The organism is Flavihumibacter stibioxidans (genome assembly GCF_014332695.1).
Classification (GTDB): Bacteria; Bacteroidota; Bacteroidia; order Chitinophagales; family Chitinophagaceae; genus Flavihumibacter; species Flavihumibacter stibioxidans.
The window spans coordinates 118,026-144,171 of the sequence record NZ_MBUA01000027.1 but is presented as its reverse complement, the minus strand read 5'-3'; the positions used below and the strand labels follow the sequence as shown (position 1 = coordinate 144,171).

The window sequence follows — 26,146 nt, the reverse complement described above, 5'->3', positions numbered from 1 at the left end:
TTTTTGGATAATATTTCCCGGGTTGGCACGTTATTGGCATATTACCGCCATATAAACCCTGTTTAAATGAAGCAGACAAAAAATGCCGACAAGCTTTTCCTGGCAGCCATCTTTACCTCACTGGTTGTATTTTATTCTGTATTTGCCATGGTGCTGGCATAATCCCCCAAATCCTTCACAACGGTTCATTTCTTCGCCATAATTTTGTGGCATGAACCTGAAGATCAGACCCATAGAACCGGCAGACAATCCCCTGCTGGCCACCATCATCCGGACGGCCCTGACCGAATTCGGTGCCAACAAACCAGGCACCGTATACTACGACGAATCCACCGACCACTTGTATGAATTGTTCCGGCATCCCGGAAGTGCATATTTTGTTGCTGTTGAAAACGGCAAAATCATAGGCGGTGCAGGCATTTTTCCCACCGAGGGACTGCCGGAAGGTTGTGGTGAACTGGTAAAAATGTACCTCAGTGCCGAAGCAAGGGGGAAAGGGCTGGGTCGCAGGTTGATAGCCCACATCCTCGAAACAGCCAAAGCAATGGGTTATCACCAGGTTTACCTCGAAACCATGCCCGAGTTACGTAAGGCTGTGAGTGTGTATGAGAAATTCGGCTTCAGCTACCTGGAGGGCCCGCTGGGTAATTCGGGTCATTTCGGCTGTGATGTCTGGATGCTGAAGGATATCTGAGTTCCCGTTAATTGGACTTATAGGTCTCAACAATTCCCCTGGGTGATAAATAAATCTGGAAACCGATCCGGAGGGCAAGTCCGCCATCATTGGAAGAACCGGAATAATTGGAATTGGCATAGCCCACCAGGGTTTCGATGGCCACATGTTCATTTACAAATGCAGCCAGTCCGGGTCCGATGAAGAAATCTGCCCCGTTGGAGGTGCTGGAAAAGCCCGGGCCTTCCACTTTTACGGAAGTGAACAGGTATTCGGTATGAGCAAAGGGCTTCAGGTTATTTTTCCCGAAATAATAACGGGCAAAGGGACCAAGGCCGAATGCAGTGGTCTTGTCATCGCCGGCTTTATTGTACAGGAAGTTAAATGTGCCGCCTGCTGCAAAGTTTTTCAGAAAAAAATAGCCGGCTGCGGGGGTAAGGCTGAAAGTTGTATTGGTGGTAGTGTTTAAAGTAAAATTGCCTCCCACCAGCCAGTCTGCTTTCTCTGTCTGGGCTTTTATGGAAACAGTTGCCATCAAAACCCCGCCAAGCAGGACCAGGAATTTTTTCATATTCTACAATTTAACGACTTCATATAAGCCACTGAAAAGATACAACTTTCCTGTAGCCAGTTCTTTACACTGGTAACGTTTTCTTAATTTTTTCCCCTTGCTGAAAACCCTTCCGCCTTCAATCACGAAATGGCTTCCTTCGGGAATTTCCTCCACCAGTGTTCCCCTGGTATCGGGATGATCGTGGTTCCTTAATACCCGCATCAGGTGCTCGTCGGCACAACTGCTGGCCGGAAGGTTGTGCAGGCTTTTCAGCAGGGCCTGTTCCACATCGTCCGGGAACAATTGTTGTCCGAGAAAATTCTGCAACAGCAACCTGTACAGGTGCTTCCATTCTTTCCCATGCGCGGCCACCCTGTTACCATATTGTTCAAAAGTGACCAGGTGCGCCAGTTCATGCACCAGGGTTATCAGGAAAGCATAGCGGTTCAGGTTTCCATTCACGCTGATCCTGTGGTTACGGTCACGGATGGCATGCCGGTAATCACCCAGCACGGTTCTTCGTTCCCGGGTTATGGTCAGGTGTACCTTATAATCATGCAGGTAACGGGCTACCAGGTCGAAAGATCCTTCGGGTAAAAAATGTGATAACTGTAATAAAGGATATTCCTTTTTGGGCATGGATCAGTGGGTCTTGGTCATTTTCAGCACTACCCGCAATTCTATGATGGTGTAAACGAAATACAGGAACATACAGGTAAAAAGGGCTGCTTTATTTACCCATTCTCTTTCGAGGTAAATATAAATGAAGGCGGCAATAGCCACCCCGAAGAGTTTCAACAGCATGCCACTATACACATTGCGCATAAAAACATGGGTCGACTGGTGGTTCACCGCTCCCAGATTCAGGAACATGGATACAAGAAAAATCAGGAAAAGCAGAAGGTTGCCTGCGATCAGGATGGTGGTATCCATGCCGGCAGCCTGAAGTTTGCTTTTCAGGGTAAGGGCAATGGTGTTGACAAGCAGGAAAACCAGCACAAGGCTGTAATATGCCTTTTTATGACCCGGATGGTTCTTTTCCATTATTTGGTTTTGCGGTTTCTTTTACAAGTTTATAAATGGTGACGCAAATTACGAGCAAAGGTAATATCCAAACCAATAAAGGGGTTTCAGACTTTAGTTTTTTGTCGGCACGGATACCTATATACACAGAAAGGCCCAGGGCTGCCATCAGCTGGCTGCCCAGGCCTATATATTGCAACAAAGAACTGCCTTTATCAGGCGGCTTTGGTATCTTTTTGCTTTTCATTTATGTTAGTGGCAGCAGGTGTAGCATCTGCTCCCATATGGCAGCCGCCATTGAAGGTTGCGGCCGGCTCAATCTGCAGTTTGCCTGCATGGATATTGCCATTCACCACACCGCTTGCTTTCAGTTGCAGCAGTTCCTTTACCCTGATGGTGCCGGTTACTTTCCCCATGATATCAGCCTGAACGCCATGGATATCGCCTTCCACGATGCCGTTGGCACCAATAACCACTTTTGCGGTACTGTGCACATTGCCGATCAGCTTTCCGTCAATCCGGAGGTCTCCGTTACTGGAGATATCCCCTTTGAGGGTGGTGCCGTTTCCGATTAAACTGGTACTGTTGCTGCTGCTTACTTCGGATGCAGCTTCTGACTTGGATTTTCCGTTGAACATAGCTTTGGATTTAATCTGTGGTTGTTTCAGTTGGCGGAATGTTAAGCGAGGTTGTATCCAGCTTAACCGTCACATCTCCCTGTAAAACACTCCTGATACTTTGTAAATACTGGTCTTTGTACTGCATGGCCTGCTCCAGTGAATCTGTCCGGATCTTCAGTTGCCTCAGTTCTTTGGTGGCACTGGCGCTGCCATAACCCGGAATATACAACTTTAACGGTGTAAACACAATCAAAGCCACTGTCAACCCGGTCAGCAATACAAAAATGGTACTCAGCCCGATATACACACTCAGCCTCGACAATTTGAAGGTTACGACCTCCTCGTAGCTGTCGTCGTTCATCACAACCAGGCGATACCTGTTACGTAAACGTTTAAAAGTGGTATTAGTATTGCTTTCAGGCATTAAAATTGTTCTGTTATTGGTGAAAACCGGACACAACTTACATAAAAATCAAGCCAAATAATTTGGCTAACTTTAAAATAATTTTCTTGCCGGAGAGTTATTATCAATTTAGTTTGCGCAGATGATTAACACCAGGGGCATCAGATACCTTATTCCTCTCACTGTATTTCTTTCCTGTTTTTTACCCGGAATGGGGCAGCCTACGCTCAGTGCAGATGACCTCCGGAAACCCAAGAAATATGAAAACAGGCAGTTGAGGGCCGAAAAAACCGGTGAAAAAAAATTCACCGCCCCCAGGCGTTTCTTCCAGAACACTTATACCCACTACAATTATTTTTTCAATGCACAGAACAAGCTGAACCAGGTTCTTGAATCTGCCAAGGCTTCCCATACAGACCAGTATTCAGAACTGCTCAGTTTTTACAATTACACCCTGGAAAATACTTCCAGCCAGAAGACTGAACTTGATTCCGTTATTTATAAGGTGAATGCCGGGATATACCTGCATGATCTCCGGAGCAACTGGATGGACAATCTATACCTGTTGATGGGCCAGGCCTATTACTACCGCAATACCCTTGACACGGCATTCATGAGCTTCCAGTACATGAACTATGCTTTTTCACCCAAGGAGGAGGATGGATTCGACAAAGTGATTGCCAGCAATGCCAATGAAGGAGGCAATGTATTGAAAGTATCCACTGTGGAGAACAGGAATATTATTGACAAGGCTTTTTCAAGGCCACCCAGCCGCAACGACGCTCTGGTCTGGCTGGTCCGCACACATATCTCCCGGAATGCCCTGGGGGAAGCAGCCACCCTTATTCAAACCCTTCGCAATGACCCGACCTTCCCTGAAAGGCTGGCTCCCCAACTGGCCGAAGTAACTGCCTGGTGGTTCTACCAGCGGAGCCAATATGACAGCGCCGCATTTTACCTTGAAAAAGCCCTGCCTGCCGCCGCCAGCAAACAGGAATCAGCCAGGTGGGAGTACCTGTTGGGACAACTCTATGACCGGGCCGGACTAACAGACAAGGCCAGGGATGCTTTCCTGCGCTGTATACGTCATACGCTGGACCCTGTGATGGAAGTGGCCGCACAGTTGCAGGCAGCGCAACAATTCACCGGAACAGAAGACATGAACTGGCAGACGGTGATCACCAACCTGGAGAAAATGGCCCGGCGGGAGAAATACCACAACTATCGCGACCTCATATATTATACCATTGGTAAGATAGAGGTAAAGCAAAACCTGCTGCCCGAAGCCCAGGGCCATCTGCTGAAAAGTGTAAAATACAGCAGGCCCAATACTTCACAAAAGGCCATGTCTTACCTCATGCTGGCTGATGTCAGCTTCGACAGGAGGGATTACCAGCCTGCCAAACAATACTACGACAGCATTGATGCCAACCTCCTTCCCGACACACTAAAAGCACCGGTGGCTAAAAAGATGGTGATCCTTGAGATCATCACCTCACAATATGCCATCATAAAAAGGCAGGACAGCCTGCAATTGCTGGCCGCCATGCCAGAGGAAGAAAGGACTGCCCTCCTGAAAAAAACACTGCGGCAATTACGCAAACAGAAAGGCCTGACAGAAGAAGAAACAGCAGGCAGGCCTGCAGCGCCGGGCTTCCAGGCCGGTGCCAATGCAGCCCCCACCGACCTGTTCACCAGCCAAAATGCCGGCGAATGGTATTTTTACAACAATGCCCTTAAAAGCCGCGGATTTAATGAATTCCGTAATAAATGGGGGAACCGGCCCAATGCAGACAACTGGAGGCTCAGCAGCGGAACGGCCAACCAACCCCTGAAAAAAGAAGTCGCCGCAGCGGCCGAAAAGCAGGAAGAGATTTCGGACACCGATCCAAGCCTGGAGAAACTGGTGGCGGGTATACCGCTTACGGAAGCGGCGATGAAAACCTCGAATGATTCCATCCGGGAGGCAAATTTCCTGCTGGCATACACCCTGCAGAACCAACTGGAAGATTATGCAGGTGCCGCCGGCCACTACGAGAAGTTGCTGGAAAGGTTCCCGGGCAGTACCCTGGAAGCCGAAGTGTTATATAACCTGGCCATCTGCTACCGGATGCTGGGAAAATCCGATGAATTAACAGCCACCAACAAACGACTTACCACCGGATTCCCCGGCAGTCGCCTGGCTATGCTGGCAACTGACCCCAAAGCTGTAAAACTGGCCGACAGCGCTGATTCGAGGCAGGCCACGGAAACCTATGACCGCATTTACGACCAGTTCATTTCGGGCAGGTTTGATGAAGCCCTGGCAGCCAAAAAGCGGGCAGACAGTATCTATGGGAATCATTACTGGACACCGCAACTGCTGTATATTGAGGCCGTATTCCACGTAAAACAAAGAAATGACAGCCTGGGAATATCAACCCTTGAACAGATCATCGGCCAGTTCCCGGAACATGGACTCGCGGAAAAGGCCAAAAACCTCTTAAGTGTATTGCAGCGGCGGTCAGAAATTGAGGCCTATCTCACCCAATTGCAGGTTGAAAGACCGGCAGAAGACTCTACCATCGTACCGGCACCGCAAACCGACCTGCCCCCTATTGTGGTGGCAGCGGATACTGTAAAAACTGTCATTGCAGCCCGACCGCAGCCCCTGGCTGACACAAAAAAACCGGCAGCGGACAGCAGCCGCCTGAAAAAGGAAGCACCGAAAGTCCCGGTAGCCAGCCTGTTCAACCGGCATGCAGACCAGCCCCATTTTGTGGTGGTGGTGCTCGATAATGTGGACCCGGTTTATGTAAATGAAACAAGGAATGCATTTACCCGATATAATAAGGAGAAGTATTACAATGATGCCATGAATGTGCTGATTGTGTCGCTCACTGACAGCGTTAAAATGGTATCGATCAGGGGGCTTGCCAATGAGCAGGCGGCAATAGAATATATCAAAAAGGCACGTGAGCTGGCGCCAAGGGAGATCATTCCCTGGTTAAAGTCTGATAAATACTACTTCCTGCCGGTGGCAGAGGACAATATGAATCTGCTGATGGACAGCAAGAATCTCCCTGCCTACAGGGATTTCCTGAAACAGTTGTTCCCCGATCAATTTTAAAAGAGATTTAATCAATAGTTATATTTTAGGGCTCAATATTTGAAGCATCCCATATCAACAGGAAAAATTTATGAAACATACCGTCCGTGTTTTCTGGAAAATATTTTTTATCGGATTTGCCGCCTTCGCTTTGTTGTTGCTACTGATCAATGTAGGTGTATTTGGCAAGCTGCCCTCCCTCAGTGAACTGGAAAATCCTTCCATTCTTCAGGCTACGGAAGTGTATGCATCGGATGGCACGCTGATGGGCAAATATTTTCGGGACAGGGGTAACCGTAGCAATGTGGATTACGATGATATTTCGAAACATGCGATCCATGCGCTGGTTGCAACGGAGGATGAAAGATTTTATGAACATTCCGGGATTGATGGTCGTTCAGTTGCAAGAGCAATTATTTTCATGGGCCGGGAAGGCGGGGGCAGTACCATTACACAGCAGCTGGCCCTCAATATGTTCTCGGAAAGGGCAAAAAATCCCATTGCCAGGGTGATTCAGAAATTAAAGGAATGGATTATCGCCATTAAACTGGAACGCAATTTCACCAAGGAGGAAATTCTCAACTTATACCTGAACACGGTTCCTTTTGGGGAGAACGTGTATGGGATACGGAATGCCGCGCTTACATTTTTCCAGAAAGAACCTGACAGACTTGCCCCTGAAGAAGCCTCCGTGCTGATCGGACTGCTGAAAGGAAATACGCTATACAATCCCCGTCGCAATCCCAAAGCGGCCATGAACCGCCGCAATGTGGTGCTGGACCAGATGATCAAGAACGGCTACCTGACAGAGGCGGAAGGGAATAAACTCAAGCTCAAACCCATTGTACTTAACTACCGGAAGCAGGATGAAACGGCCGGACTGTCGCCCTATTTCAGGGAGGTATTGCGCGAGGACATCAAAAAATGGTGCAAGGAAAATACCAATCCCGCCACCGGGGATCCATACGATATTTACAAGGATGGCCTGCGGATCTATACTACCATCAACCCCCGGATGCAGATTTATGCAGAGGAAGCTGTTGCCAAACACATGCCGGTTTTGCAAAAAGCATTGAACGCCCAGAATTCCGTTAAAAAGGGAAAGGTTTGGGAAGGCCGTAACAATATCCTGGAAGCTGCCATCAAAAACAGCGACCGCTGGCAGAATGGCAAGGAAGACGGATTATCGGAAGAAGAGATCAGGGCCAGCTTCAAACAGAAGATTCCCATGAAGGTCTTTGCCTGGAATTCGCGCCGGGAGAAGGATACAGTGATGACCCCACTGGATTCCATCAAATACCACCGCCAGATGCTGCAAACCTCCTTTATGGTCATGGACCCGGTTACAGGTGAGGTAAAAGCCTGGGTGGGCGGCATAGATTTCAAAACCTACAAATACGATCACGTAAACCTCAATACCAAACGCCAGGTGGGTTCATCCATTAAGCCCTTCCTTTATTGCCAGGCCATTGAGGAAGCCGGTTTTACACCTGAAACGCCGGTGGAAAACGTGGCCCAGGACTTTCCGGGTTTCGGGCTGGTTCCCGCAAAAGCCGTTTGCAGCGGCAAAACCGTTAGTATGGCCAGTGCCCTTACCTATTCACTGAACTGTGCCACGGCTTATATAATGAAACAGATCGGCCCTAAGCGCTTTGTGGAATTCCTGCACAATATCAATATCAACAGTAAGATGGAAGCCTACCCTTCCATCTGCCTGGGCGCGGTTGACCTTTCCATGTACGAAATGTTATATGGCTATACCATGTTTGCCAATCGTGGCTTCAGTACGCAGCCGACTTATATTACCCGGATAGAGGACCGTAATGGTAATGTGCTGGAAAGCTTCCAGACTAAAATGAACCAGGTGATCAGTGAGGCTGCGGCCTATACCACCACTAAAATGCTGGGCGGACCGGTGGAAGTGGGTACCGCAGCAGGCCTGAGAGCCAGGCTGGGTGCGGCGGAAATGGCAGGCAAAACCGGAACCACCAATGACAACGCCGATGCCTGGTTTATAGGCTTCACTCCTCAATTGCTGGGTGGAACCTGGATAGGTTGCGATGACCGTTTTATCCGCCTCGAAAGCGGACTCGGATATGGTGGCCAGGCAGCCAGACCTATCTGGGAATATTTCTTCCAGAAAGTATATGCCGACAAAACCCTGGGAATTGACAGGGAAGCCCGCTTTTCACAACCCGAGCAGATGCGTAATGAAACCATGTATGATTACATGAACATCATTGACCAGACCCCGCCTCCGGGCGCCGAAGGAGTGGACCAGGGCAATGGCGGTGCAGATCAGTACATGATGGAGCCCGACACCAACCATGTTCCCGTGGAATCAGAGCTGAGTACAGAGGAGGAGAACGTTTTAAAAGAAGCCAACCAGGGCAATAAAAAAGACGATAAAAAACCGGTGGATAAAACCACCCCCGAACCTCCAAAGGAAAAGAAAAAAGGAATCCTCAGGAAAATATTCGGGGGCAAAAAAGATAAAGAAGAATAATTACTGCAGTTCCTTTAACCACTGCTCAGCAAAAGGCTTTGTAACATTATAAACCTCCGTGCCGGCGCGATAGATCATTTTCCAATCGCTTCCCTTGCCTTCAAATGCGGGATTGACAAACTTCATTTTCCCGTATCTGGGTTCGAGTTTTGCATTGAAATCAACTGTTGCAGCAATTTCCAGGTATTTTTTCAATTGCCTGGCAATCAGCAGCCTGGAATCTTTGGGAAAATTTTGTTCCCACTTTACCAGGTCCTCCTTGTGAGAGGCCATCTGGTATTCATACTGTTGTAGTTCGGCCTGGTAATAATTTTCAATCGTTTCGCTTTTGGGATCCTCATAATCCTTCAGCATTTTTCGGAACATTTCCAGCGTTGGCTTCATGTCCTTTTCCATTTCCGGCATTTTTTTGATGAGCTCTTCCGAACTCGCAATGCCTTTTTTCATCTCTTCGATCTTCTCCTTCCGGATATCTTCCTTACTGCGTACAGGTTTTGCAGGTGCAGCCGGCATAGCTTGTTTTCGTTCGTTTTCATACCATGTCCTGAAGTCTGCACCATTAAGGTAGGATTTGGCATGTTGCAGAAGTTCCCTGCTTACCTGTGCCCGGCTCCCGGCCGCCAGTTTCAAAGCACCCTTTGCTCCGTAATGGTCAAGATAACTACCGAGAAAGCTGTTCCTGATTTTGCTCTCTCCCTCCTGGCGGGATATGCCAAGCTGTTTCCAGAGTTCATCATTGAGTTTTCGGGAGCTTGTAAAGGATACCGATATCATCAGTATCAGCAAAGCGGTCAGGGCGAAACCTGCCCTGAGCCATTTGTGGCCGTTAGAGTTGTAATCCTGGTTCATATTATAAGGTTTAATAGCATGGTAAAATTCCATTCCCGGAATGAAATCTAAAACCCAATAATGATGAAACCGCAGGATTCTGTGATGGACAGTAAAAAACCGGCTGTCCCTGGTTGGGACAGCCGGTTTTCTCTGTGTATTTGTCTTAAAGCCGGGCTTACTGGCTCACTTTGAATTCCACCCGACGATTCTGGGTGCGACCTGCTACGGTTGCATTATCTGCTACCGGCTGGTCCTGGCCGAAGCCTATGGTCGACAGGCGTTCTGCGTCAACCTTTTTCTTAATGAGGTATGCTTTAACTGATTCAGCACGCTTCTCGCTGAGTACCTGGTTTTTGTCGGCTTTTCCGGTATTATCGGTATGACCGGCAATTTCCACTTTCAACTGAGGATACTGCTCATTCAGGATACGGGCTGCTTTATCCAGTTCCTTGCGGGCGGCAGCAGTAAGGGTTGAACTTCCGGTAACAAACTGTACGGCACTTGCATTGAATTTGGAAGCTTCCAGTTTGGGACAACCACCGTTATCTGCAGGACCTGATAGATCGGGGCACCTGTCTTCTTCGTCGTTTACACCATCATTATCACGATCAGGGATAGGGCAACCCTGGTAGCGGGCAACGCCTGCCACATCCTTACACTTATCTTCCTCATCGTTAATGCCATCGTTGTCTGAATCGGGAATCGGACAACCCTGGTAACGGGCAATACCCGGAACATCAGGACACTTGTCGTCTTTATCGGCAATTCCGTCGGCATCTTTATCAGGACAACCATTCAGTGCAGGAAGTCCGGCTTCTGTAGGACAGGCATCCACAGAATCAACGATTCCGTCCTTATCCGTATCGACCGGCACAACCACTGGCGGCGGCGGAGGAGGAATAACTTTCACTTCCCTTGGTTTGCCAATATTTCCGGCAAAGCCTATGCTGTGATAAAAATGGTAGTTGGTGGTATTGGTGATCTTCATGCGGTACTGTGAATTGACCATCAGGAAAGCTTCATCAAAGAAGTTAACCTGCAAGCCAACACCAACGGGAAGGAATGCACCGAAATAACCTTTCCACTTGGAAGCGCCCAAACCTGCAGACAGATACGGAGATACCCAGTATTTATCACTCAACATTTTGGCATTTACCATTGCATCCCATTCGAACAGGGCAGCATCGCTATTAGAGCTTTTCCCTTCAATGGGATATTTCAGGAAAGACAATCCGAGCGTAGTGGAAAAATCAAGGTGATTGGTTAGTCCCTGGAGGTAATTAGCCGCAAATCCAAAATTATGATCTCCCAGCTTTGCCCACTGGTTATCTTTTAAAACTGAGCTGAGGGAGCTTGACCTGATTTTACTGGGAGTTTCAAAATCATTCCCGAAGAAATGAATACCTAATGCGGGACGTTTTTTGTATTCATTGTCCTGGCTGAATGCTACTGAGGTAAGGCTGCATACAGCTAACAATGAAAATATAAGTTTCTTCATATGCGTAGTTTATTTACACTGCGGCAAAAATAGAACCTACCTATTAAACTTCGAAATTATTTATTCGCATCCGTTATTGTCATATCCGCAGGTTTCTCCCTGCCTAACACTTCCAACCTGACTTTCACCAGCCCCTTGGAGATAAAACCCAGTTTTTTAGCCGCCACTCCCGACAGATCTACCAGCCTTGGATTTTTGTAATGCAGTCGGTCATTGACTTTTACGATCACAGAACGGCCGTTCCGCTGGTTGGTGACTTTTATCCAGGTACCTAACGGAAGACCATTATGCGCAGCGGTCATTTTATCATGATCGTAGAGTTCTCCACTGGCAGTTTTCCGGCCATGGAACTTTTTGGCATAATAGCTTGCCACCCCAAACTGGATCTTGTCCGTATTGGACTTGCGCTTTTTCTTTACAGGAGGTTTAACCCGGGATGCGGAGTCCTGGGAAATGGCCGATCCATTGTACAGCAGGCCAAGGGCCAGAATGATACGGGGAAGGATCTTCATGGTATTCAGTTAACAGGTTTGGACTTAAAATGTTTTTCAGACAAAATTTTGTCGATGCCGTAAATATCTGAAAAAAACCGGAGCCCCTTCTCCCCGGCCTCGCAGGTAAAATACCTGATATAAATAGGAATATGCGAAAAATCAGAAATAATATGTTTTTCCTGACGGCTGATCCAGGCCTTTATTGTATCAGGGTGGTAACGGATTTCATCATCCCTGACAAGGAAATGAGATAATTTTTCCCATTCCTGTACCCTCACACAACCATGGCTAAGCGCCCTGGCATTTCTTGAAAACAAGCCCCTGGCATTGGTATCATGCAGGTACACACTGTATTTGTTCCTGAAATTAAACTTCATCACACCCAGGGAATTGTCATCGCCCTGGCGCTGGCGAAGCAGGTAAGGAAAATTCCTGCGGTTTAATTTAGTCCAGTCGATTGTTTCGGGACTGATAACACTGTCGTATTTATCAACAACCATCAGGTTCTGCTTTGCCAGGTAGCCGATATCTTTCTGGATCTTCGGCAGCATTTCCTTGAAGATGATACTGTACGGAACCGTCCACTGCGGGTAGGTGATTACGTTAGTAATCTGGCTGTTCAATACAGGGGTGGGGGTTTTTGCAGCTCCCACTATTACTCTGGACTCCAACACAACTGTATCATAATCATAAACCCTGAGCTGATAGGCCGGAAGATTCACTATGATATAAGTCTCCGGCATGCTGTCAGGTAACTGCCTGTAACGGTGTAGGTTAATCGCAATTGTCCTGAACTTTTCCGAATCAGTAAAATTCAGGCTTTTCACCGTTAACTCAGCGGCAAAGCCTGTTGCGGGAATTCCCATTGACTGTTGGTACTTTTTCACAGCCCTTACATATGAATCAGCATCATCAATGGTCCAGCCCTTGTCCAGGAGCCCTTCTTCCTGCAAACGCAGTGCTACATTGCGAATATGTTCCAGAGAATCCTCGTTGGGATACGGAATCACCTGGTAGTTACGGAAATCAAGGGAATCGAGAAAAGCCGGCAGTGCGGCCCTGATGGCACGATAAGGCTGGTGGACTGGTTCGAGAGATTCCAGTATGTTTCTGGGATTGCTCCCGGAAATGACTTCCTGAAGCAGGCTGGCGAGTTTTTCAGGAGAGAAGGCAGAATCAGGCCGCAGGGAAATACTGTCCCTTTCCAGTTGTCCGTATTTCAGGTGTGTGGCAAGTTTAAGAAACGCATCTGTCAGTAAAATATCTGCCCTGGTCCAGAGTGCAACATTCTTTTTAGCGATGGTATCGATCACCACCTGGTTTCTGATAGACAACAGTGCGGGTAAATGATAATCTGACGGAAACAGCCCATATAATTTTGCCTGGCTGATCATATTAAACAGCGAGTCGCCGGAAGGATGCCATTCTTTCGCATCGCTCCAGAGCGGCTGAAAACCGCCCCCTTCATAAATGCTTTCAATAACCGGAACATTAGCAATAAGTGTGGAATCGTTCAATTTTCCGCCGGAGTCACCGATAAAACCAAGAAGTTCCGTTAACTGGCTTTGGGCTTTCCCCATGATATCCTCCGGTTGTTCAACGATTACGATTTCCTCAGGAGGTTTGGCAGGAGACTGGCATCCGGATATGGCAAAAATGATGGTCAGTGCGGCCACCAGCGGATAAACTATGCAGAGAATTTTACTGTCCTTTTTTATCATTAGGGGAAAATGAACATCCTTTCCATACAAGATAAGTATTCCCATTCATTTCTCACCCCTCCACAACAACCACCTCATTCACCACCGCATCCACGTTAATGGCTCCATAGATATGCGGAAAGGTATCCTGCGTAGAAGGCGACCATTCATGCACCAGCTGGCTTCTCAGCTTTGCCGGATCAATTTCAAGTTTAACCAGGCCCGTTTTGCCGGCATAATACCTGCCCAGCACCCCCTCTACCTGGTGATCCAGCGAGGCGTGAATAAATCCTTCATCAGCCAGTGAGGGTGCTGTATAAAACCCTGAGGTTTTGGCCTTTTCCCATTCCAGGAGGGTTGTAATATGATAAATCATAGAAAGGTTTACTAATAAACGTAACCTGAATTATTTATTGCCCGACAACACGCGGAACTTTGTTTACCTGCATCATCAGGTCGGTCAGCACCATAGCTGTAACAGCCTCCAGCACAACAGGAACCCTCAGTGCAATGCAGAGATCGTGCCGTCCTTTTACTGAGAAAACTTCCTTTTCACCGGTTTCCCAGTTAAGGGTCAGCTGCTCTTTTGGCGTGGAGGATGTGGGTTTGATGGCAATGCGAAAAACCAGTTCATTCCCGTTACTGATACCACCAACTACTCCGCCGGCATGATTGGTGCTGGTTTTACCGTTATTGTCCTCAATGGAATCATTGTGTTCCACACCAAACATTTTAGCCGCGGCAAAACCGGTTCCGAACTCAATTCCCCGAACGGCCGGAATGGCAAATACGGCATGACTGATCAGTGATTCAACCGAATCAAAAAAAGGTTCGCCCAGGCCTGCGGGTAAACCATTGACACGGCATTCCACAATTCCACCAACTGAATCCTTGGCATCGATAGCTTTTTGAAGCCCTGCTTCAAGATCCTTTTCTCCGCCAATTTCAAGAATGGTTGCCCTGATATTTACCGGCTCCAGAATTTTTTTGGCAATAACCCCTGCAGCCACCAGGCCAACTGTCAAACGGCCGCTGAAATGCCCGCCACCCCTGTAGTCCTCAAAACCGCCAAATTTCTGGTGGGCAACAAAATCTGCGTGCCCTGGCCTGGGGACAGACCTTTGTTTTTCATAATCCCCCGACCGGGTATTCTTGTTTTCAAAGAGGATGGTCATGGGCGCACCGGTTGCGCGACCGTTGAAAAGGCCAGTCTGGAAAACAGGTATGTCATCCTCTTTCCTGGGTGTAGTACCTTTCATCACCCCGCCTTTCCTTCTTTCAATATCGGTTAAAAAATCTCCGGTGCTTATTTCCAGTCCTGACGGCACTCCGTCCAGCACCACACCCACAGCCGGGCCATGTGATTCTCCAACTATTGTAACCCGAAACAATTTGCCAAAAGCATTCATATAAAATCAATTCTGTGGTTCCACCCTTCCGGGCAATCTGTTTTCTTTTCCTGTTTTGTGTGTCGGCGCATCACCCTGGCAGTATTAAACGGCTCATTTCTGTTCAATTGTTAACGAGGCGCCGAGTGAGCTGATGTGTTCATAAAAATCGGGATAGGATTTATTGATGGCTTCTGCCCCTGCGATAACGGTTGGCCCTTGTGCACAGAGGCCGGCCACAGCGCAGGCCATTGCGATCCGGTGGTCGTGGTGAGAATGCACGGGGGCGCCTTTCACCCCTTCCCCGCCCCGGATGATCATCAGATTGTCCTGCAATTCAATGGGCACGCCCATCTTTCCAAACTCTGCCTGCAGGGTAAGTGCGCGATTGCTTTCCTTGTGCGTGAGCCTTTCTACACCTTCAATAACGGTGGTGCCCTTGCAATAGGCGGCCAGTGCCACCAGGGGCGGAAACAGGTCGGGACAATCAGTGGCATCAAACTGGAAGGCTTTCAAAGGTATGGGACGAAGGGAAATCTGCTCTGCTTCGATACTGATACCGGCACCACAGCTGACCAATGCCTGTAAAATGGCTTTGTCGGCCTGGGTGGAAAATACATCAAGTCCTTTCACTACTATTTCGCCTGCAATGGCTCCGGCCACCAGCAGGAAGGCCCCTCCACTCCAGTCGCCTTCCACAGTATAGCTGCGCAGGCTGGAAGGGTCCGGTTTAAAATCACTGCCGGGAAAATAAAATGATTCGTAATTCCTGTTTTCAGGAACCGGCAGGCCGAAGGCCTTCATTACGTCCAGTGTGAGGTCCACATATGGTTTGCTTTTCAGGTTGGTTACATGAATGGAAACATCCTTTGCCCCCGAAGCTGCATAAGCCAGTAATAAACCGGTAAGAAACTGCGAGCTCAGAGATCCGTCGATAGTAATATCGGCAGGAACCAGGGGGCCCTTCACTTCGAGCGGAAGTTTTCCTGCGTTGGTCCTTATCTCCACTCCCAACAGGGGTAAAACCGTATCAAAAAAATCCATCGGCCTGGTCACGAGACTTCCTTCCCCCGTAATGGTGATCGGCTTGTTATTCAATGCCACCAGCGGCGTGAACATCCGGATGCCAAGCCCGCTTTCCCCGCAAAAAACCGAGGATTCACGGGCATGGATACCTGCACTTTTAATCACCAGTTCGCCATCCTCCTGCAGCACTTCGGCGCCGAGGTCACGGATAACTCCCAATGCGGCCTTATCATCATTTGAACTGCCCGGATTTTTTATTGTTGTGGTACCACCTGCAGCCAGTGCCGCCGCACATGCCCGCTGCATGGAGCTTTTGGAGGCAGGGGCATATATCCCGCCCTTAAGGGGAGATGGTTGTATGGTTACGATCATAAATGAAAGAATGCAATTATAATTGTTCTATGATTAGTTTCACCTGGCTCAGCGGCAGGGTCTGTATAACGCCCTTGCCTATACGATTCAGCAGAATATAATGCAGGCTGTCGCGCTCCCGTTTTTTATCGTGTTTCAGGACGTCAAAAACCTTTGTGCGGTCAAATTCCGCATAGGTGGGCAGCCCGTATTTTTCAATCAGGTCAACCACTTTGGCACGCCCCCTGAACCCAGCCAGTGATTCAGATAAATGGGCTGCATAGGTCATGCCGATGGATACTGCCTGTCCGTGCGACAGCTCAAACTGGTTCTCCAGTGCATGCCCCAGGGTATGGCCAAAATTGAGCAGTTTCCTGTCGCCCTGTTCGGTTTCATCACCCTGCACCACTTTGGTTTTCAGCAGGGCATTGCGCCGTACAAGGGCAGCCAGGGCTGTTTTTTTCGACTTATACCAGTTAATATCATGGGCTGCCAGTTCACGGAACATCACAGCATCCCTGATGCAGGCATGCTTGATGATCTCGGCGAAGCCATTCTGCCATTCTGATTCGGGCAAAGTTTTCAGCAGGCCTACATCAAAGAAAAGAAAAGCAGGCTGGCGGATCGTGCCTACCAGGTTTTTATATACCCCAACGTCCACACCGTTTTTACCCCCGATGGAAGCATCCACCATGGCCAGCAGGCTGGTGGGTACAAATCCGACCCTGATGCCGCGCATATAGATGGCACCCACATAACCTGTCAGGTCTGTAATCACCCCGCCCCCGATACCGATGAGGGTGGTTTTCCGGTCGGCTTCCATTTCAATGAGCGAATCAACCACTGCATCTGCGGTTTGCTGCAGCTTGAATTCCTCGCCGGGTTTCAATACTATGGTATTCCAGCCTTTCAGCTGTTTTTCATAATGCCGGTAAATATTTTCATCCGTCAAAACGACTGAATACTTTTTATCGGCTACCTCGCTTAGTTTGGACAGTGTTGCGTTGAAATAATATTCTGTCACAGCATTTCCGATCCTGATCTTTTTCTTTTCCATGATGGTTGGGTAAGCCGCTTAGCTGTTCATGATCTTGTTCTGGTGGTTGATACTTTCCATGTGCACCGCATCGAAATAGCGGGTGATGAATTCCTGGCTAAGTCCCAGTTTTTCACCTTTTTTGAAAGCCCTGTCCAGTATTTCATTCCAGCGGTTGGTCTGCAGGATCGTGATATTATTGTTCTTTTTGTAGGTACCGATCTGCTCAGCCACTTTCATTCGCTGGCCAAGGATCTGCATCAGTTCATCATCCAGATGGTTGATCTGCTGGCGCAGTTTTTCCAATGCGGCATGGTAGGCAGCAGAATCAATATCCTCATGTCTCCAGGCAATCTGTTCCAGCATCTCAGCCAGTTTTTCAGGCGTAACCTGCTGCTTGGCATCGCTCCAGGCATTGTCGGGATCAATATGGCTTTCAATCATGAGACCGTCAAAATCAAGGTCAATGGCTTTCTGCATCACCTCGAGAAGGATGTCACGACGACCGCAGATATGGGAAGGGTCATTAATGAGCATGAGTTCGGGATTGCGACGCTTCATTTCAATAGCCAGGTGCCACATGGGGGCATTTCGGTATTCGGTATTGCCATAGGAAGAGAATCCGCGGTGGATGAGTCCCACCTGACTGATGCCTGCTTTGGCAATCCTTTCAACCGCGCCAAGCCAGAGTTCCAGGTCGGGATTGATCGGGTTTTTGATCAGCACGGGCACATCCACCCCTTTGAGGGCATCAGCTACTTCCTGTACGCTGAATGGGTTAACCGTGGTCCTTGCACCCACCCAGAGAATATCCACATCAAAATGAAGGGCGTCTTCGACCTGCTTGGCAGTGGCTACTTCAACTGCTACCGGAAGTCCGGTTATTTTTTTTGCCTGCTGTAACCAGGGCAATCCTTTGGTTCCGATTCCTTCAAATGATCCGGGCCTGGTGCGGGGTTTCCAGATGCCTGCCCTGAGGACATCCACTTTACCTGTTTTAGCGAGGCGCTGAGCTGTTTCCAGTACCTGCTCTTCGGTTTCTGCACTACAGGGACCAGAAATGATCAGGGGGCGTTTTGCCCATGCCTCCTGGGTTACTTGCTTCATTGTTTTGTTGTCGGTTGCTTGCATGTTGCTTGTTGTTGTATAAAGTTAAATGTTATTTACTGTTTATGTTTTTTCTGCCAGGTTCAGCATTTCACCCGTCGGGTGAATGATTACCCAAGTATCCGCCTGATTTTATTTGCGTTCTCAATCAGTTCGTGGAGGTATTCATAGTTTTCTTTCTCCAGGCAACTTTTGAATTTGCGAAGCTGGCTGATATGTTCGTTCAAAACATCCAGCACATTTTCACGGTTTTGCATGAAGATGGGCACCCACATTGCTGCATTACTTTTTGCCAGTCGCACCGTACTTTCAAAACCGGCGCTCGCCATTTCAAAAATCGCTTCATCCTCGCGTTCTTTTTCCAATACGGTATTGGCAAGGGCAAAGGAGGTGATATGCGAGATATGACTCACATAGGCCGCATGCAGGTCATGCGCAACAGCATCCATTTCGAGCAGGTGCATACCGATCTTCCGGTAAGTCTGCATCACCCATGCCACTGCATCTTCATCGCTTTCCGCTGCATTGCAGATAACCACCGCCTTGTTTTCAAATGCATGCCTGACAGCAGCCTGCGGGCCGCTGTATTCTGTACCCCACATGGGGTGGGTAGCCACATACCGCCCTCTGTTCGGGTGGCCGGCCACTGCATTTACCAGTTGTTCCTTTGTGGAACCCGCATCAAGTACAATCTGGCTGGTCACCTTGTCCAGTACACCGGGAAGCATGGTGATCATTTTGTCTACCGGGATGGCCAGGATGATGACCTCACTCTGGGCGACGGCCTCTTCCAACGGCAGCATTTCATCCACCAATCCCAGTTCCATGGCACGGGCAGCATGCTCCGGATTGGCTTCTACGCCTACAATGCGCGCCGCAAGCCCCTTTTCATTGAGTTGCAGCGCCAGTGAACCGCCTATCAGACCCACACCTACGATCGCTATTTTTTTCCTTTCCATTGATTAAATCTGCTTAACGTTAACTATTTACTGCAACAGGCAGGGAGGCCCTGATCCTTTCCATTGCCTGTTGTAATTTTTCTTCCGGACTGCATAAACTTACCCTGATGAACCCATTACCCGCAGAACCGAAAATGCCACCCGGGGTGATGAAAACATTTGCGTGGTACAATACCTCGTCACTCAGCGCATAACCATCGGCGTAAGCTGGTGAGATTTTCGCCCATACAAACATGCCTACCTGCCCGCGGTTGTATTGGCAATTCAGCAGGTCGAGCAATTCGAATACCAGTTCCCTCCGTTTGGCATACACGGCATTCACGCTGTCGTACCAGTCCTTGCCAAGGGTCAGCGCTTTGGCGGCTGCCAGCTGCAGGGGCAGGAACATACCGCTGTCCATATTGCTCTTGAACCGGATCACTTCATCGATCCTTTCCCTGGCCCCGGCCATCATACCAACCCGCCAGCCTGCCATGTTCTGGCTCTTGCTGAGGGAGTTCAGTTCGATGACCACTTCCTTTGCGCCGGGAACAGACAAAAGGCTCATGGGCTTGTCGTTGAGGATGAAGCTGTATGGGTTGTCGTGACATACCAGGATATTATGCTGTTGTGCAAAGGCGATCAGCCTCTTAAAAAAATCAGCCGAAGGTTGCTGCCCTGTTGGCATATGCGGATAGTTTACCCACATCAGTTTCACCTTCGAGAGGTCGGATGCGGCAATGGCTTCCAGGTCAGGCTCCCAGTTCAGTGATTCCACCATTTCGTAGGGAACAGCCACACCTCCTGCAAGTTTCACCGCACTGCTGTAGGTAGGGTAACCCGGATTGGGAATCAACACCTCATCGCCTTCATTTAAATAGGTCATACAGATATGCATGATGCCTTCCTTGCTTCCGATCAGCGGCAGGATCTCTGTTTCAGGATCCAGTTCAACTCCATACCAGGTTTTATACCATCCTGACATGGCCCCGCGTAAAATGGGAGAACCTTTGTAACTCTGGTAGGCGTGCACGTTTGGTTTGGCAGATTCTTCCTGCAAAACCCTGATCACATCGGGATGCGGGGGCAGGTCGGGGCTGCCGATACCCAGGTTGATGATTGCTTTTCCTGCTTTGTTCAGCGAATCAATCTCCCGCAATTTCTGGGAGAAATAATATTCACCGATTCCGTTCAGTCTTTTTGCTGTTTGGATGTTCATGCTTTTCTTCCGTTTTTATAGATTCCGTAAACCTGCAGTGACGCGGTTAATGGCCTGATCTCTTCGATAATTTTATTAAACTGGCCGATCGTGTCAAATTCCATATCGGCATGGAAACTGTATTCCCAGTCACTGCCCGGAATGGGGAAACTCTGGAGTTTGCTGAGGTTAATCCCCCCCTCGGCAATCCTTGTCAGCACCCTGGCCAGGCTTCCGCGGGAGTGGTCGGTATGGAAATTAACCGATGCTTTGTCGGCTCCTTCCACGGGTGCTGCCATATCTGCCCGCTGCAAAATCAGAAAGCGGGTATAGTTGTTTTTCATGGTATGGATATTGGGAACCAGCACCTCCAGCTCGAACAGTTCCGCAGCAAGTTTGCTGGCGATGGCAGCAGCATGCTTATGGCGCTTCTGGTGAATATGTTTGGCGCTGAGTGCGGTATCCTCTGTTTCTACCAGTTTCCAGTCGTACTTCTCCAGGAAATCGATACACTGTAAAATAGCCATGGGATGGGAATGAACTTCGCGGATATCTTCCAGTTTCACACCGGGGTTCACCAGCAGGTTTTGTTTGATCTGCAGGTACACTTCTCCCACCACTTTAAGGTTGCTTTTCTGCAGGAGGTTGTAATTGGGAAGGATGCTGCCGGCAATGGAATTTTCGATGGCCATTACACCACCGTCGCTTTCTTTTTTATTGGCTGCGATCTTCACTACCTCGCGAAAGGTATCGCAGGGAATCACTTCCACATCCTTACCGAAGAATTGCTGTGCTGCTACCTGGTGGAAGCTTCCTTCATAACCTTGTATGGATACTCTTGTTGGCATAAAATACAAGAGTCCCGGCTTTTTGCCGGGACTCTTTATGTTTGGTTTAAATGATCTTAGTTGGTTGATCTTACACAAAGCATCGCCGGCCTTCTGCCTGTAAAAAAGTAGAAGTAAAAATAAAATCGGCCAAAAGCATTTGCTTGAATCATGAAGTAAAAATAACTAATGAATACATACCAGAAAAATGTTTTTTCCTTACGAATGTTAGTTTATATGCAGTCAGGACAAGCGTTTCAACTGTTCATCATCAAATTTCCGGAACAGGTGAAACGGCCTGAACGTACGCCAGTTGCTGAGTTCAACGAGTTCAATATAACGCTGCAATTTAGCTTTCCTGAAGTCGTACTGGGTCTGTTCAGGCATATTCAACATTACCACCCAACCGTTTTCATCCATCATTTCTTCATACCATTCCTCGTAATAATCGCGGTCGCCACTATGATAGTTCAATACATTCTCGGCGCTGATGATGAATTTATGGATCCCTTCATGCTGAAATTTATCAATCACTTCCCGCTTCAGGTTCATGATATCATTTTCAATGGCATCGTTCCATTCACCCAGTAATTCTATGACAGCATATCCTTCTTCATAGTCGGCCATGATAACCTTCAGATAAAGCGTTCGCGACCCGAATTCATCCCATTGCGGGTGGATATAATAATTGTAGATTGTTTGTGAAAATTCAAACTCGGAATAAACGCGTCCGTAAAAAGGTGACCGTTCATCCTCTTCGCTCACATAGATGTGACGCCAGTTATAAAAGGGTTCAATTTCATGCATAATCAGTTCCTCATTACCTTGACGGCAATTTACTGACTTCAATTGTTATTGGCTGGTTAATCTATTGAACCGATTCAACCGCTTTTTTCACGCTGCCCCATTTCAGCAGCAGTGCGCGGGCCTTATCGTAATCATCCATATTCAGTTGTTTCATCACCATATTGGTGCCTCGGTCCACCAACTTCTCATTGCTCAACTGCATATTGACCATCTTATTATCTTCCACCCTGCCGATCTGGATCATCACCGCAGTGGAGATCATATTCAACACGAGTTTCTGGGCAGTTCCGCTTTTCATCCTGGTGCTGCCGGTTACAAACTCCGGACCTACCACCACTTCTATGGGAAAATCCGCGTGCTGGCTGATCGGGGAATTCGGGTTACAGGAAATGGTTCCCGTGGTGATACCGTTTTCCCGGCATTTTTTCAGGGCCCCTATTACGTAGGGAGTGGTTCCGCTGGCAGCGATGCCAATGACCACGTCTTTTTCATTTACAAAATGCTTCTGCAGATCGGCCCAGCCCTGCTCCAGGCTGTCCTCGGCATTTTCAACAGCTTTCTGGATGGCTTCTTCGCCGCCGGCAATCAGGCCGATCACCAGTCCGTAGGGCATGCCATAAGTCGGGGGAATTTCACTGGCATCCAGGATGCCAAGCCTTCCGCTGGTACCTGCGCCCATGTAGAACAATCGCCCCCCAGCCAGCATATTATCAGTAATTACAGCAACCAGCTTTTCAATCTGGGGAATCGCTTTTTCCACAGCTAGTGGCACTTCCCTGTCTTCCCTATTGATATTGGTGAGTATTTCTCCTACAGTCATCTTATCGAGGTGGCGATAGCGGCTATCCTGTTCTGTGACTTTTACAAAATCCGACATATAAGAATTACACATATTTATTTGTGATAAACAATCAGACCTTCCATGGGGTGCTGAAGAATGGTACCCAGCTCAAGTTCATAGGAAGAACAAAGTTCCATCACCACATCCCTGAATCCGTAGGCCACACCGCCCACGAAATGAACGGGTAATTTCCAGCTTTCATTGTATTTGATGACATGCTGGAAGAAGAAATCATTCAATCCGTCCTCAATGATATTCTCAATCATATAATGCCCCCTGTTTTCTGCCAGGAAAAGGGTGAAGCTGGCCAGGAACCTGTTTGGCAGGGGTTGTTTGTACACACTGTCAAGGATATCTACATCCTTCATCTTGTATTTATCCTCGAACCGGAACCTGAGTTCCTCATCGAAAGTATTATAGAGGTAATACTGGATCACTTTCTTACCAAGATAGGCGCCACTGCCCTCGTCACCCAGCACATAACCAAGTCCCGGACTGTTTTTTGCAATCTTTTTCCCGTTGAAATAACAGGAATTACTGCCGGTTCCGAGGATACAGGCGATACCTTTTTCATGCTGGCAGACGGCCCTTGCGGCCCCCATCAGGTCATTATCCACCGTCACTTCAATGGAGGGAAAAACTTTCCGGATGGCATTCCGGATCATTTTCTGGTTGGCCGGATTCTTGCAACCGGTACCATAATAGTAAATGGCTTCAATTTTGTAACGGCTGATTTCGGGATAAAGGTCGCGCCTCACCAGGTCTTCCACCTGCTGACCACTAAAAAAATAAGGGCTGATGCCCAATGTGAACACAGTCTTTTTGATCTTTCCCTTGTCTACCACACACCACTCGCACTTTGTTGCTCCGCTGTCTGCTATGAGGATGGCCATGTTATTCAGTTAATACTGAAACGAAAATAAAACTATGTTACCATACTGCCGTTATTTATATCCGGTAAGCACCGGCTGGCATCAAATCAGTAATTTGCAACCAGAATCAAAAATATGAACGAGAAAAAGAAATTACAGGTTTGGCTCCCCCTTCTTTTTGCGGTCATCATGATCGTGGGAATGGTGCTTGGCTACAAGCTGCGCGAAAATACCCAGACAGCGAGAAGTATTTTCCAGTTTAATACGAAAAGGTCTCCCCTGCAGGAAGTGCTGGACCTGGTGATGCTGAAGTATGTGGACAAAGTTGATACCGACACCCTGGGAAATGATGCCATACAGGATATGCTGGCCAAGCTGGACCCCCACTCCAATTTCATTCCGGCAGAACACCTGACCGAACTGAACGAGGACCTTCAGGGAAATTTCCAGGGAATTGGCATTGAGTTCCAGATTTTTAAGGATACAGTGAACGTGATGAATGTGGTTCCGGGCGGCCCCAGTGAAAAAGCCGGACTGTTGGTGGGTGATAAATTCCTGAAAGTAGGCGACAGCGTGGTAACAGGCAGGATCAGCGCAGAAGGTATCAAAAAACTTCTGAGGGGTCCGGGCGGATCAACGGTAACCACCACCATCCTGAGGGGAACAAAGACCATGAATGTCACTATTGAGCGGGGTATCATCCCCCTGCCCTCACTCGAAGCAGCCTATATGGCAGTTCCGGGAACTGGTTTTATGAGGATCAGCAAGTTTTCAGAAACCACCTATGAGGAATTCATGTCGGCCCTGGAAAAACTGAAGGCTGCAGGAATGCAATCCCTTGTTCTGGACCTCCGCGGAAATGGCGGTGGCATTTTGGGCGAAGCCATAGATATGGCAGACGAATTCCTTGATGGCGATAAACTGATTGTATATACGGAAGGCAACAATACTCCGCGCCAGGAATACCGGGCACGCCGGAAGGGCCTCTACGAAAAAGGTAAACTGGTACTGCTGATGGATGAACAGTCTGCATCAGCCAGTGAAGTACTGGCAGGCGCCCTGCAGGACTGGGACCGGGCCACCATTGTGGGTCACCGCAGTTTCGGAAAGGGACTGGTGCAGGAACAATACGAGCTGAGTGATGGCTCCGCCCTGCGCCTGACCGTTGCGAGGTATTATACCCCCTCCGGCAGGAGCATCCAGAAACCGTATGACAAAGGGCTGGATGCCTATGACAACGACATCCTTGACCGCTACCAGCATGGCGAACTGGTGAATGCCGACAGCAACAAGGTGGTTAATGGCAAAGCCTACAAAACCAATGCCGGCAAAACGGTTTATGGCGGGGGTGGCATCATGCCCGATTATTTTATTTCCGCCGACACTTCTACCCTTGCGATTCCTTTCAGCGCACTGTACCGCAATAATACCCTCAGCAATTTCTCCTACCTGTATTATGTCAGTCATTCGGACCAGATCAACAGGTATAAAGATGCCACTGCTTTCAGGGACAATTTCAACTGGTCGGAAACTGACTGGACAGGTTTTATAAACCTGGCAGCCAGGGACAGTGTTGACCTGAAGGGATTGCCGCCCCATGAAAAGACCTTCCTGCAGGACAGGCTGAAAGGTTTACTGGCCCGCTACCGCTGGCGCAATGATGGCTATTACCAGGTGATGAATGTAAAAGACGAGGTGGTGGAAAAAGCACTGGAACTGGCAAAATAGGCAAAAAGACAGGGGTTAAAAATTTGAAGGGCTGCCGGATATGTCCGGCAGCCCTTCTTCATGGAGGATAAGGCGGTTATATAGATTATTGATCCTGCGGCTTATCCAGCAATTCCCTCTTTTCAATTTTATAGGAGCTGATGAGGCCAATGCCACCACCAATTCCTATGAAGGCAAACCAGAGGGCCGGATTTTCTTCATCGTGTAATACATAAACGGTAATGAAATAGGCCAGGGCTAATCCTATACCGGCGCCCAATAAAAGGAGGCCGTTTTTAAGGTTGCGATAGGGAGCCGGGCGGTTGGCGAACTCCTTGGGATTCATTCCCCTTTCAATCATGGCCATATTTTCACGGCTTTTAATGTAAACCAGGCCAAAAATCATGGTAAATAAACCAAGGGGTACCAGAATCGGGATTAATACTTCTGCGCTGTGCATGATCTTATTTTTATAAATTTTAAACTTGTTTGTTCTGTTCAATCAGACTACTGCTTCCGGATCCAGGTTACAGCTGCCGGTGATTTTTTTTCCGGCTAACCGATTGTGATAACTATGACTACCTACCCAAATATGTGGTTACAGACCGGGGCAAAAAAAATTATCATGATAAATACACCCCAAGATGGGATTATTAGTA

Annotated in this window: 26 protein-coding genes; 4 read left to right on the top strand and 22 right to left on the bottom strand. The window is 48.3% G+C overall.

All coding sequences use genetic code 11. From position 1 onward, the window contains the following. Nucleotides 1-211: 211 nt before the first annotated feature. The gene (locus BC349_RS14495) at nucleotides 212-694 is read left to right on the top strand and encodes a GNAT family N-acetyltransferase (RefSeq protein ID WP_187257497.1); all 483 of its coding nucleotides are present in this window, start codon (nucleotides 212-214) and stop codon (nucleotides 692-694) included. A 7-nt stretch (nucleotides 695-701) separates the two neighbouring features. On the opposite strand, the gene BC349_RS14490 is transcribed toward BC349_RS14495, so the two are convergent. From BC349_RS14490 to BC349_RS14465, 6 genes are read right to left on the bottom strand one after another with little or no spacing between them, the layout of a single operon-like run. Then, entirely contained in the window at nucleotides 702-1,244 is a 543-nt protein-coding gene (locus BC349_RS14490; protein WP_187257496.1) for an outer membrane beta-barrel protein, read from the bottom strand. Nucleotides 1,245-1,247: 3 nt separating this feature from the next. Continuing rightward, complete coding sequence (locus BC349_RS14485) at nucleotides 1,248-1,865, bottom strand: SprT-like domain-containing protein (protein WP_187257495.1); 618 nt, start codon at nucleotides 1,863-1,865, stop codon at nucleotides 1,248-1,250. 3 nt (nucleotides 1,866-1,868) lie between these two features. Beyond that, entirely contained in the window at nucleotides 1,869-2,270 is a 402-nt protein-coding gene (locus BC349_RS14480) for a hypothetical protein (protein WP_187257494.1), read from the bottom strand. Continuing rightward, nucleotides 2,245-2,496 carry an AtpZ/AtpI family protein gene (locus tag BC349_RS20240; RefSeq protein WP_379802178.1) on the bottom strand — a complete coding sequence of 84 codons (252 nt, stop codon included), beginning with the start codon at nucleotides 2,494-2,496 and terminating at the stop codon, nucleotides 2,245-2,247. The genes BC349_RS14480 and BC349_RS20240 overlap by 26 nt, the downstream gene beginning before the upstream one ends. Next, nucleotides 2,465-2,887: a bactofilin family protein gene (locus BC349_RS14470; protein WP_187257492.1), complete on the bottom strand. Its 423-nt coding sequence runs from the start codon at nucleotides 2,885-2,887 to the stop codon at nucleotides 2,465-2,467. The genes BC349_RS20240 and BC349_RS14470 overlap by 32 nt, the downstream gene beginning before the upstream one ends. Nucleotides 2,888-2,897: 10 nt before the next feature. Next, nucleotides 2,898-3,293: a hypothetical protein gene (locus BC349_RS14465; protein ID WP_187257491.1), complete on the bottom strand. Its 396-nt coding sequence runs from the start codon at nucleotides 3,291-3,293 to the stop codon at nucleotides 2,898-2,900. Nucleotides 3,294-3,414: 121 nt separating this feature from the next. Here BC349_RS14465 and porW point away from each other — a divergent pair, with 121 nt between their 5' ends. Next, a complete protein-coding gene (gene porW / locus BC349_RS14460) occupies nucleotides 3,415-6,381 on the top strand; it encodes a type IX secretion system periplasmic lipoprotein PorW/SprE (protein ID WP_187257490.1) in 2,967 nt (988 codons plus the stop codon). 70 nt (nucleotides 6,382-6,451) lie between these two features. After that, nucleotides 6,452-8,866 (top strand): penicillin-binding protein 1A, encoded by a 2,415-nt coding sequence (locus tag BC349_RS14455; protein WP_187257489.1) that lies wholly within the window; start codon nucleotides 6,452-6,454, stop codon nucleotides 8,864-8,866. Here the strand turns inward: BC349_RS14455 and BC349_RS14450 are convergent, their stop codons facing one another. The 15 genes from BC349_RS14450 to BC349_RS14380 all read right to left on the bottom strand — a co-directional run bounded on the left by BC349_RS14450 (nucleotide 8,867) and on the right by BC349_RS14380 (nucleotide 23,801). Then, nucleotides 8,867-9,715 carry a hypothetical protein gene (locus BC349_RS14450; RefSeq protein WP_187257488.1) on the bottom strand — a complete coding sequence of 283 codons (849 nt, stop codon included), beginning with the start codon at nucleotides 9,713-9,715 and terminating at the stop codon, nucleotides 8,867-8,869. A gap of 157 nt (nucleotides 9,716-9,872) precedes the next feature. Next, on the bottom strand, nucleotides 9,873-11,195 hold the full coding sequence (locus BC349_RS14445) for an OmpA family protein (protein WP_187257487.1): 1,323 nt from the start codon (nucleotides 11,193-11,195) through the stop codon (nucleotides 9,873-9,875). Nucleotides 11,196-11,251: 56 nt separating this feature from the next. Next, the gene (locus BC349_RS14440) at nucleotides 11,252-11,707 is read right to left on the bottom strand and encodes a septal ring lytic transglycosylase RlpA family protein (RefSeq protein WP_187257486.1); all 456 of its coding nucleotides are present in this window, start codon (nucleotides 11,705-11,707) and stop codon (nucleotides 11,252-11,254) included. A 5-nt stretch (nucleotides 11,708-11,712) separates the two neighbouring features. Continuing rightward, on the bottom strand, nucleotides 11,713-13,410 hold the full coding sequence (locus tag BC349_RS14435; protein WP_187257485.1) for a L,D-transpeptidase family protein: 1,698 nt from the start codon (nucleotides 13,408-13,410) through the stop codon (nucleotides 11,713-11,715). A gap of 52 nt (nucleotides 13,411-13,462) precedes the next feature. Then, on the bottom strand, nucleotides 13,463-13,765 hold the full coding sequence (locus tag BC349_RS14430; RefSeq protein ID WP_187257484.1) for a DUF952 domain-containing protein: 303 nt from the start codon (nucleotides 13,763-13,765) through the stop codon (nucleotides 13,463-13,465). 34 nt (nucleotides 13,766-13,799) lie between these two features. Then, entirely contained in the window at nucleotides 13,800-14,798 is a 999-nt protein-coding gene (locus tag BC349_RS14425) for a chorismate synthase (RefSeq protein ID WP_187257483.1), read from the bottom strand. A gap of 93 nt (nucleotides 14,799-14,891) precedes the next feature. Then, nucleotides 14,892-16,175, bottom strand: a complete 1,284-nt coding sequence (aroA, locus tag BC349_RS14420; protein WP_187257482.1) for a 3-phosphoshikimate 1-carboxyvinyltransferase — start codon at nucleotides 16,173-16,175, stop codon at nucleotides 14,892-14,894. A 16-nt stretch (nucleotides 16,176-16,191) separates the two neighbouring features. Continuing rightward, nucleotides 16,192-17,211, bottom strand: a complete 1,020-nt coding sequence (aroB, locus tag BC349_RS14415; protein WP_187257481.1) for a 3-dehydroquinate synthase — start codon at nucleotides 17,209-17,211, stop codon at nucleotides 16,192-16,194. Nucleotides 17,212-17,229: 18 nt separating this feature from the next. After that, a complete protein-coding gene (locus BC349_RS14410) occupies nucleotides 17,230-18,297 on the bottom strand; it encodes a chorismate mutase (protein ID WP_187257480.1) in 1,068 nt (355 codons plus the stop codon). 110 nt (nucleotides 18,298-18,407) lie between these two features. Continuing rightward, nucleotides 18,408-19,256 carry a prephenate dehydrogenase gene (locus tag BC349_RS14405; RefSeq protein WP_187257479.1) on the bottom strand — a complete coding sequence of 283 codons (849 nt, stop codon included), beginning with the start codon at nucleotides 19,254-19,256 and terminating at the stop codon, nucleotides 18,408-18,410. A 19-nt stretch (nucleotides 19,257-19,275) separates the two neighbouring features. Continuing rightward, nucleotides 19,276-20,454, bottom strand: coding sequence for a pyridoxal phosphate-dependent aminotransferase (locus tag BC349_RS14400; protein WP_187257478.1), 1,179 nt, complete (start codon nucleotides 20,452-20,454; stop codon nucleotides 19,276-19,278). Further along, nucleotides 20,451-21,281, bottom strand: coding sequence for a prephenate dehydratase (locus BC349_RS14395; RefSeq protein WP_187257477.1), 831 nt, complete (start codon nucleotides 21,279-21,281; stop codon nucleotides 20,451-20,453). The genes BC349_RS14400 and BC349_RS14395 overlap by 4 nt, the downstream gene beginning before the upstream one ends. A gap of 222 nt (nucleotides 21,282-21,503) precedes the next feature. Further along, nucleotides 21,504-22,067 (bottom strand): hypothetical protein, encoded by a 564-nt coding sequence (locus BC349_RS14390; RefSeq protein ID WP_187257476.1) that lies wholly within the window; start codon nucleotides 22,065-22,067, stop codon nucleotides 21,504-21,506. Between the two features lie 61 nt (nucleotides 22,068-22,128). Beyond that, nucleotides 22,129-22,944 carry an N-acetylmuramic acid 6-phosphate etherase gene (murQ, locus tag BC349_RS14385; RefSeq protein WP_187257475.1) on the bottom strand — a complete coding sequence of 272 codons (816 nt, stop codon included), beginning with the start codon at nucleotides 22,942-22,944 and terminating at the stop codon, nucleotides 22,129-22,131. Between the two features lie 17 nt (nucleotides 22,945-22,961). Beyond that, the gene (locus tag BC349_RS14380; RefSeq protein ID WP_187257474.1) at nucleotides 22,962-23,801 is read right to left on the bottom strand and encodes an N-acetylglucosamine kinase; all 840 of its coding nucleotides are present in this window, start codon (nucleotides 23,799-23,801) and stop codon (nucleotides 22,962-22,964) included. 114 nt (nucleotides 23,802-23,915) lie between these two features. Here BC349_RS14380 and BC349_RS14375 point away from each other — a divergent pair, with 114 nt between their 5' ends. Further along, nucleotides 23,916-25,508: a S41 family peptidase gene (locus tag BC349_RS14375; protein WP_187257473.1), complete on the top strand. Its 1,593-nt coding sequence runs from the start codon at nucleotides 23,916-23,918 to the stop codon at nucleotides 25,506-25,508. 85 nt (nucleotides 25,509-25,593) lie between these two features. On the opposite strand, the gene BC349_RS14370 is transcribed toward BC349_RS14375, so the two are convergent. Next, complete coding sequence (locus tag BC349_RS14370) at nucleotides 25,594-25,947, bottom strand: DUF6249 domain-containing protein (RefSeq protein WP_187257472.1); 354 nt, start codon at nucleotides 25,945-25,947, stop codon at nucleotides 25,594-25,596. Between the last annotated feature and the right edge of the window lie 199 nt (nucleotides 25,948-26,146).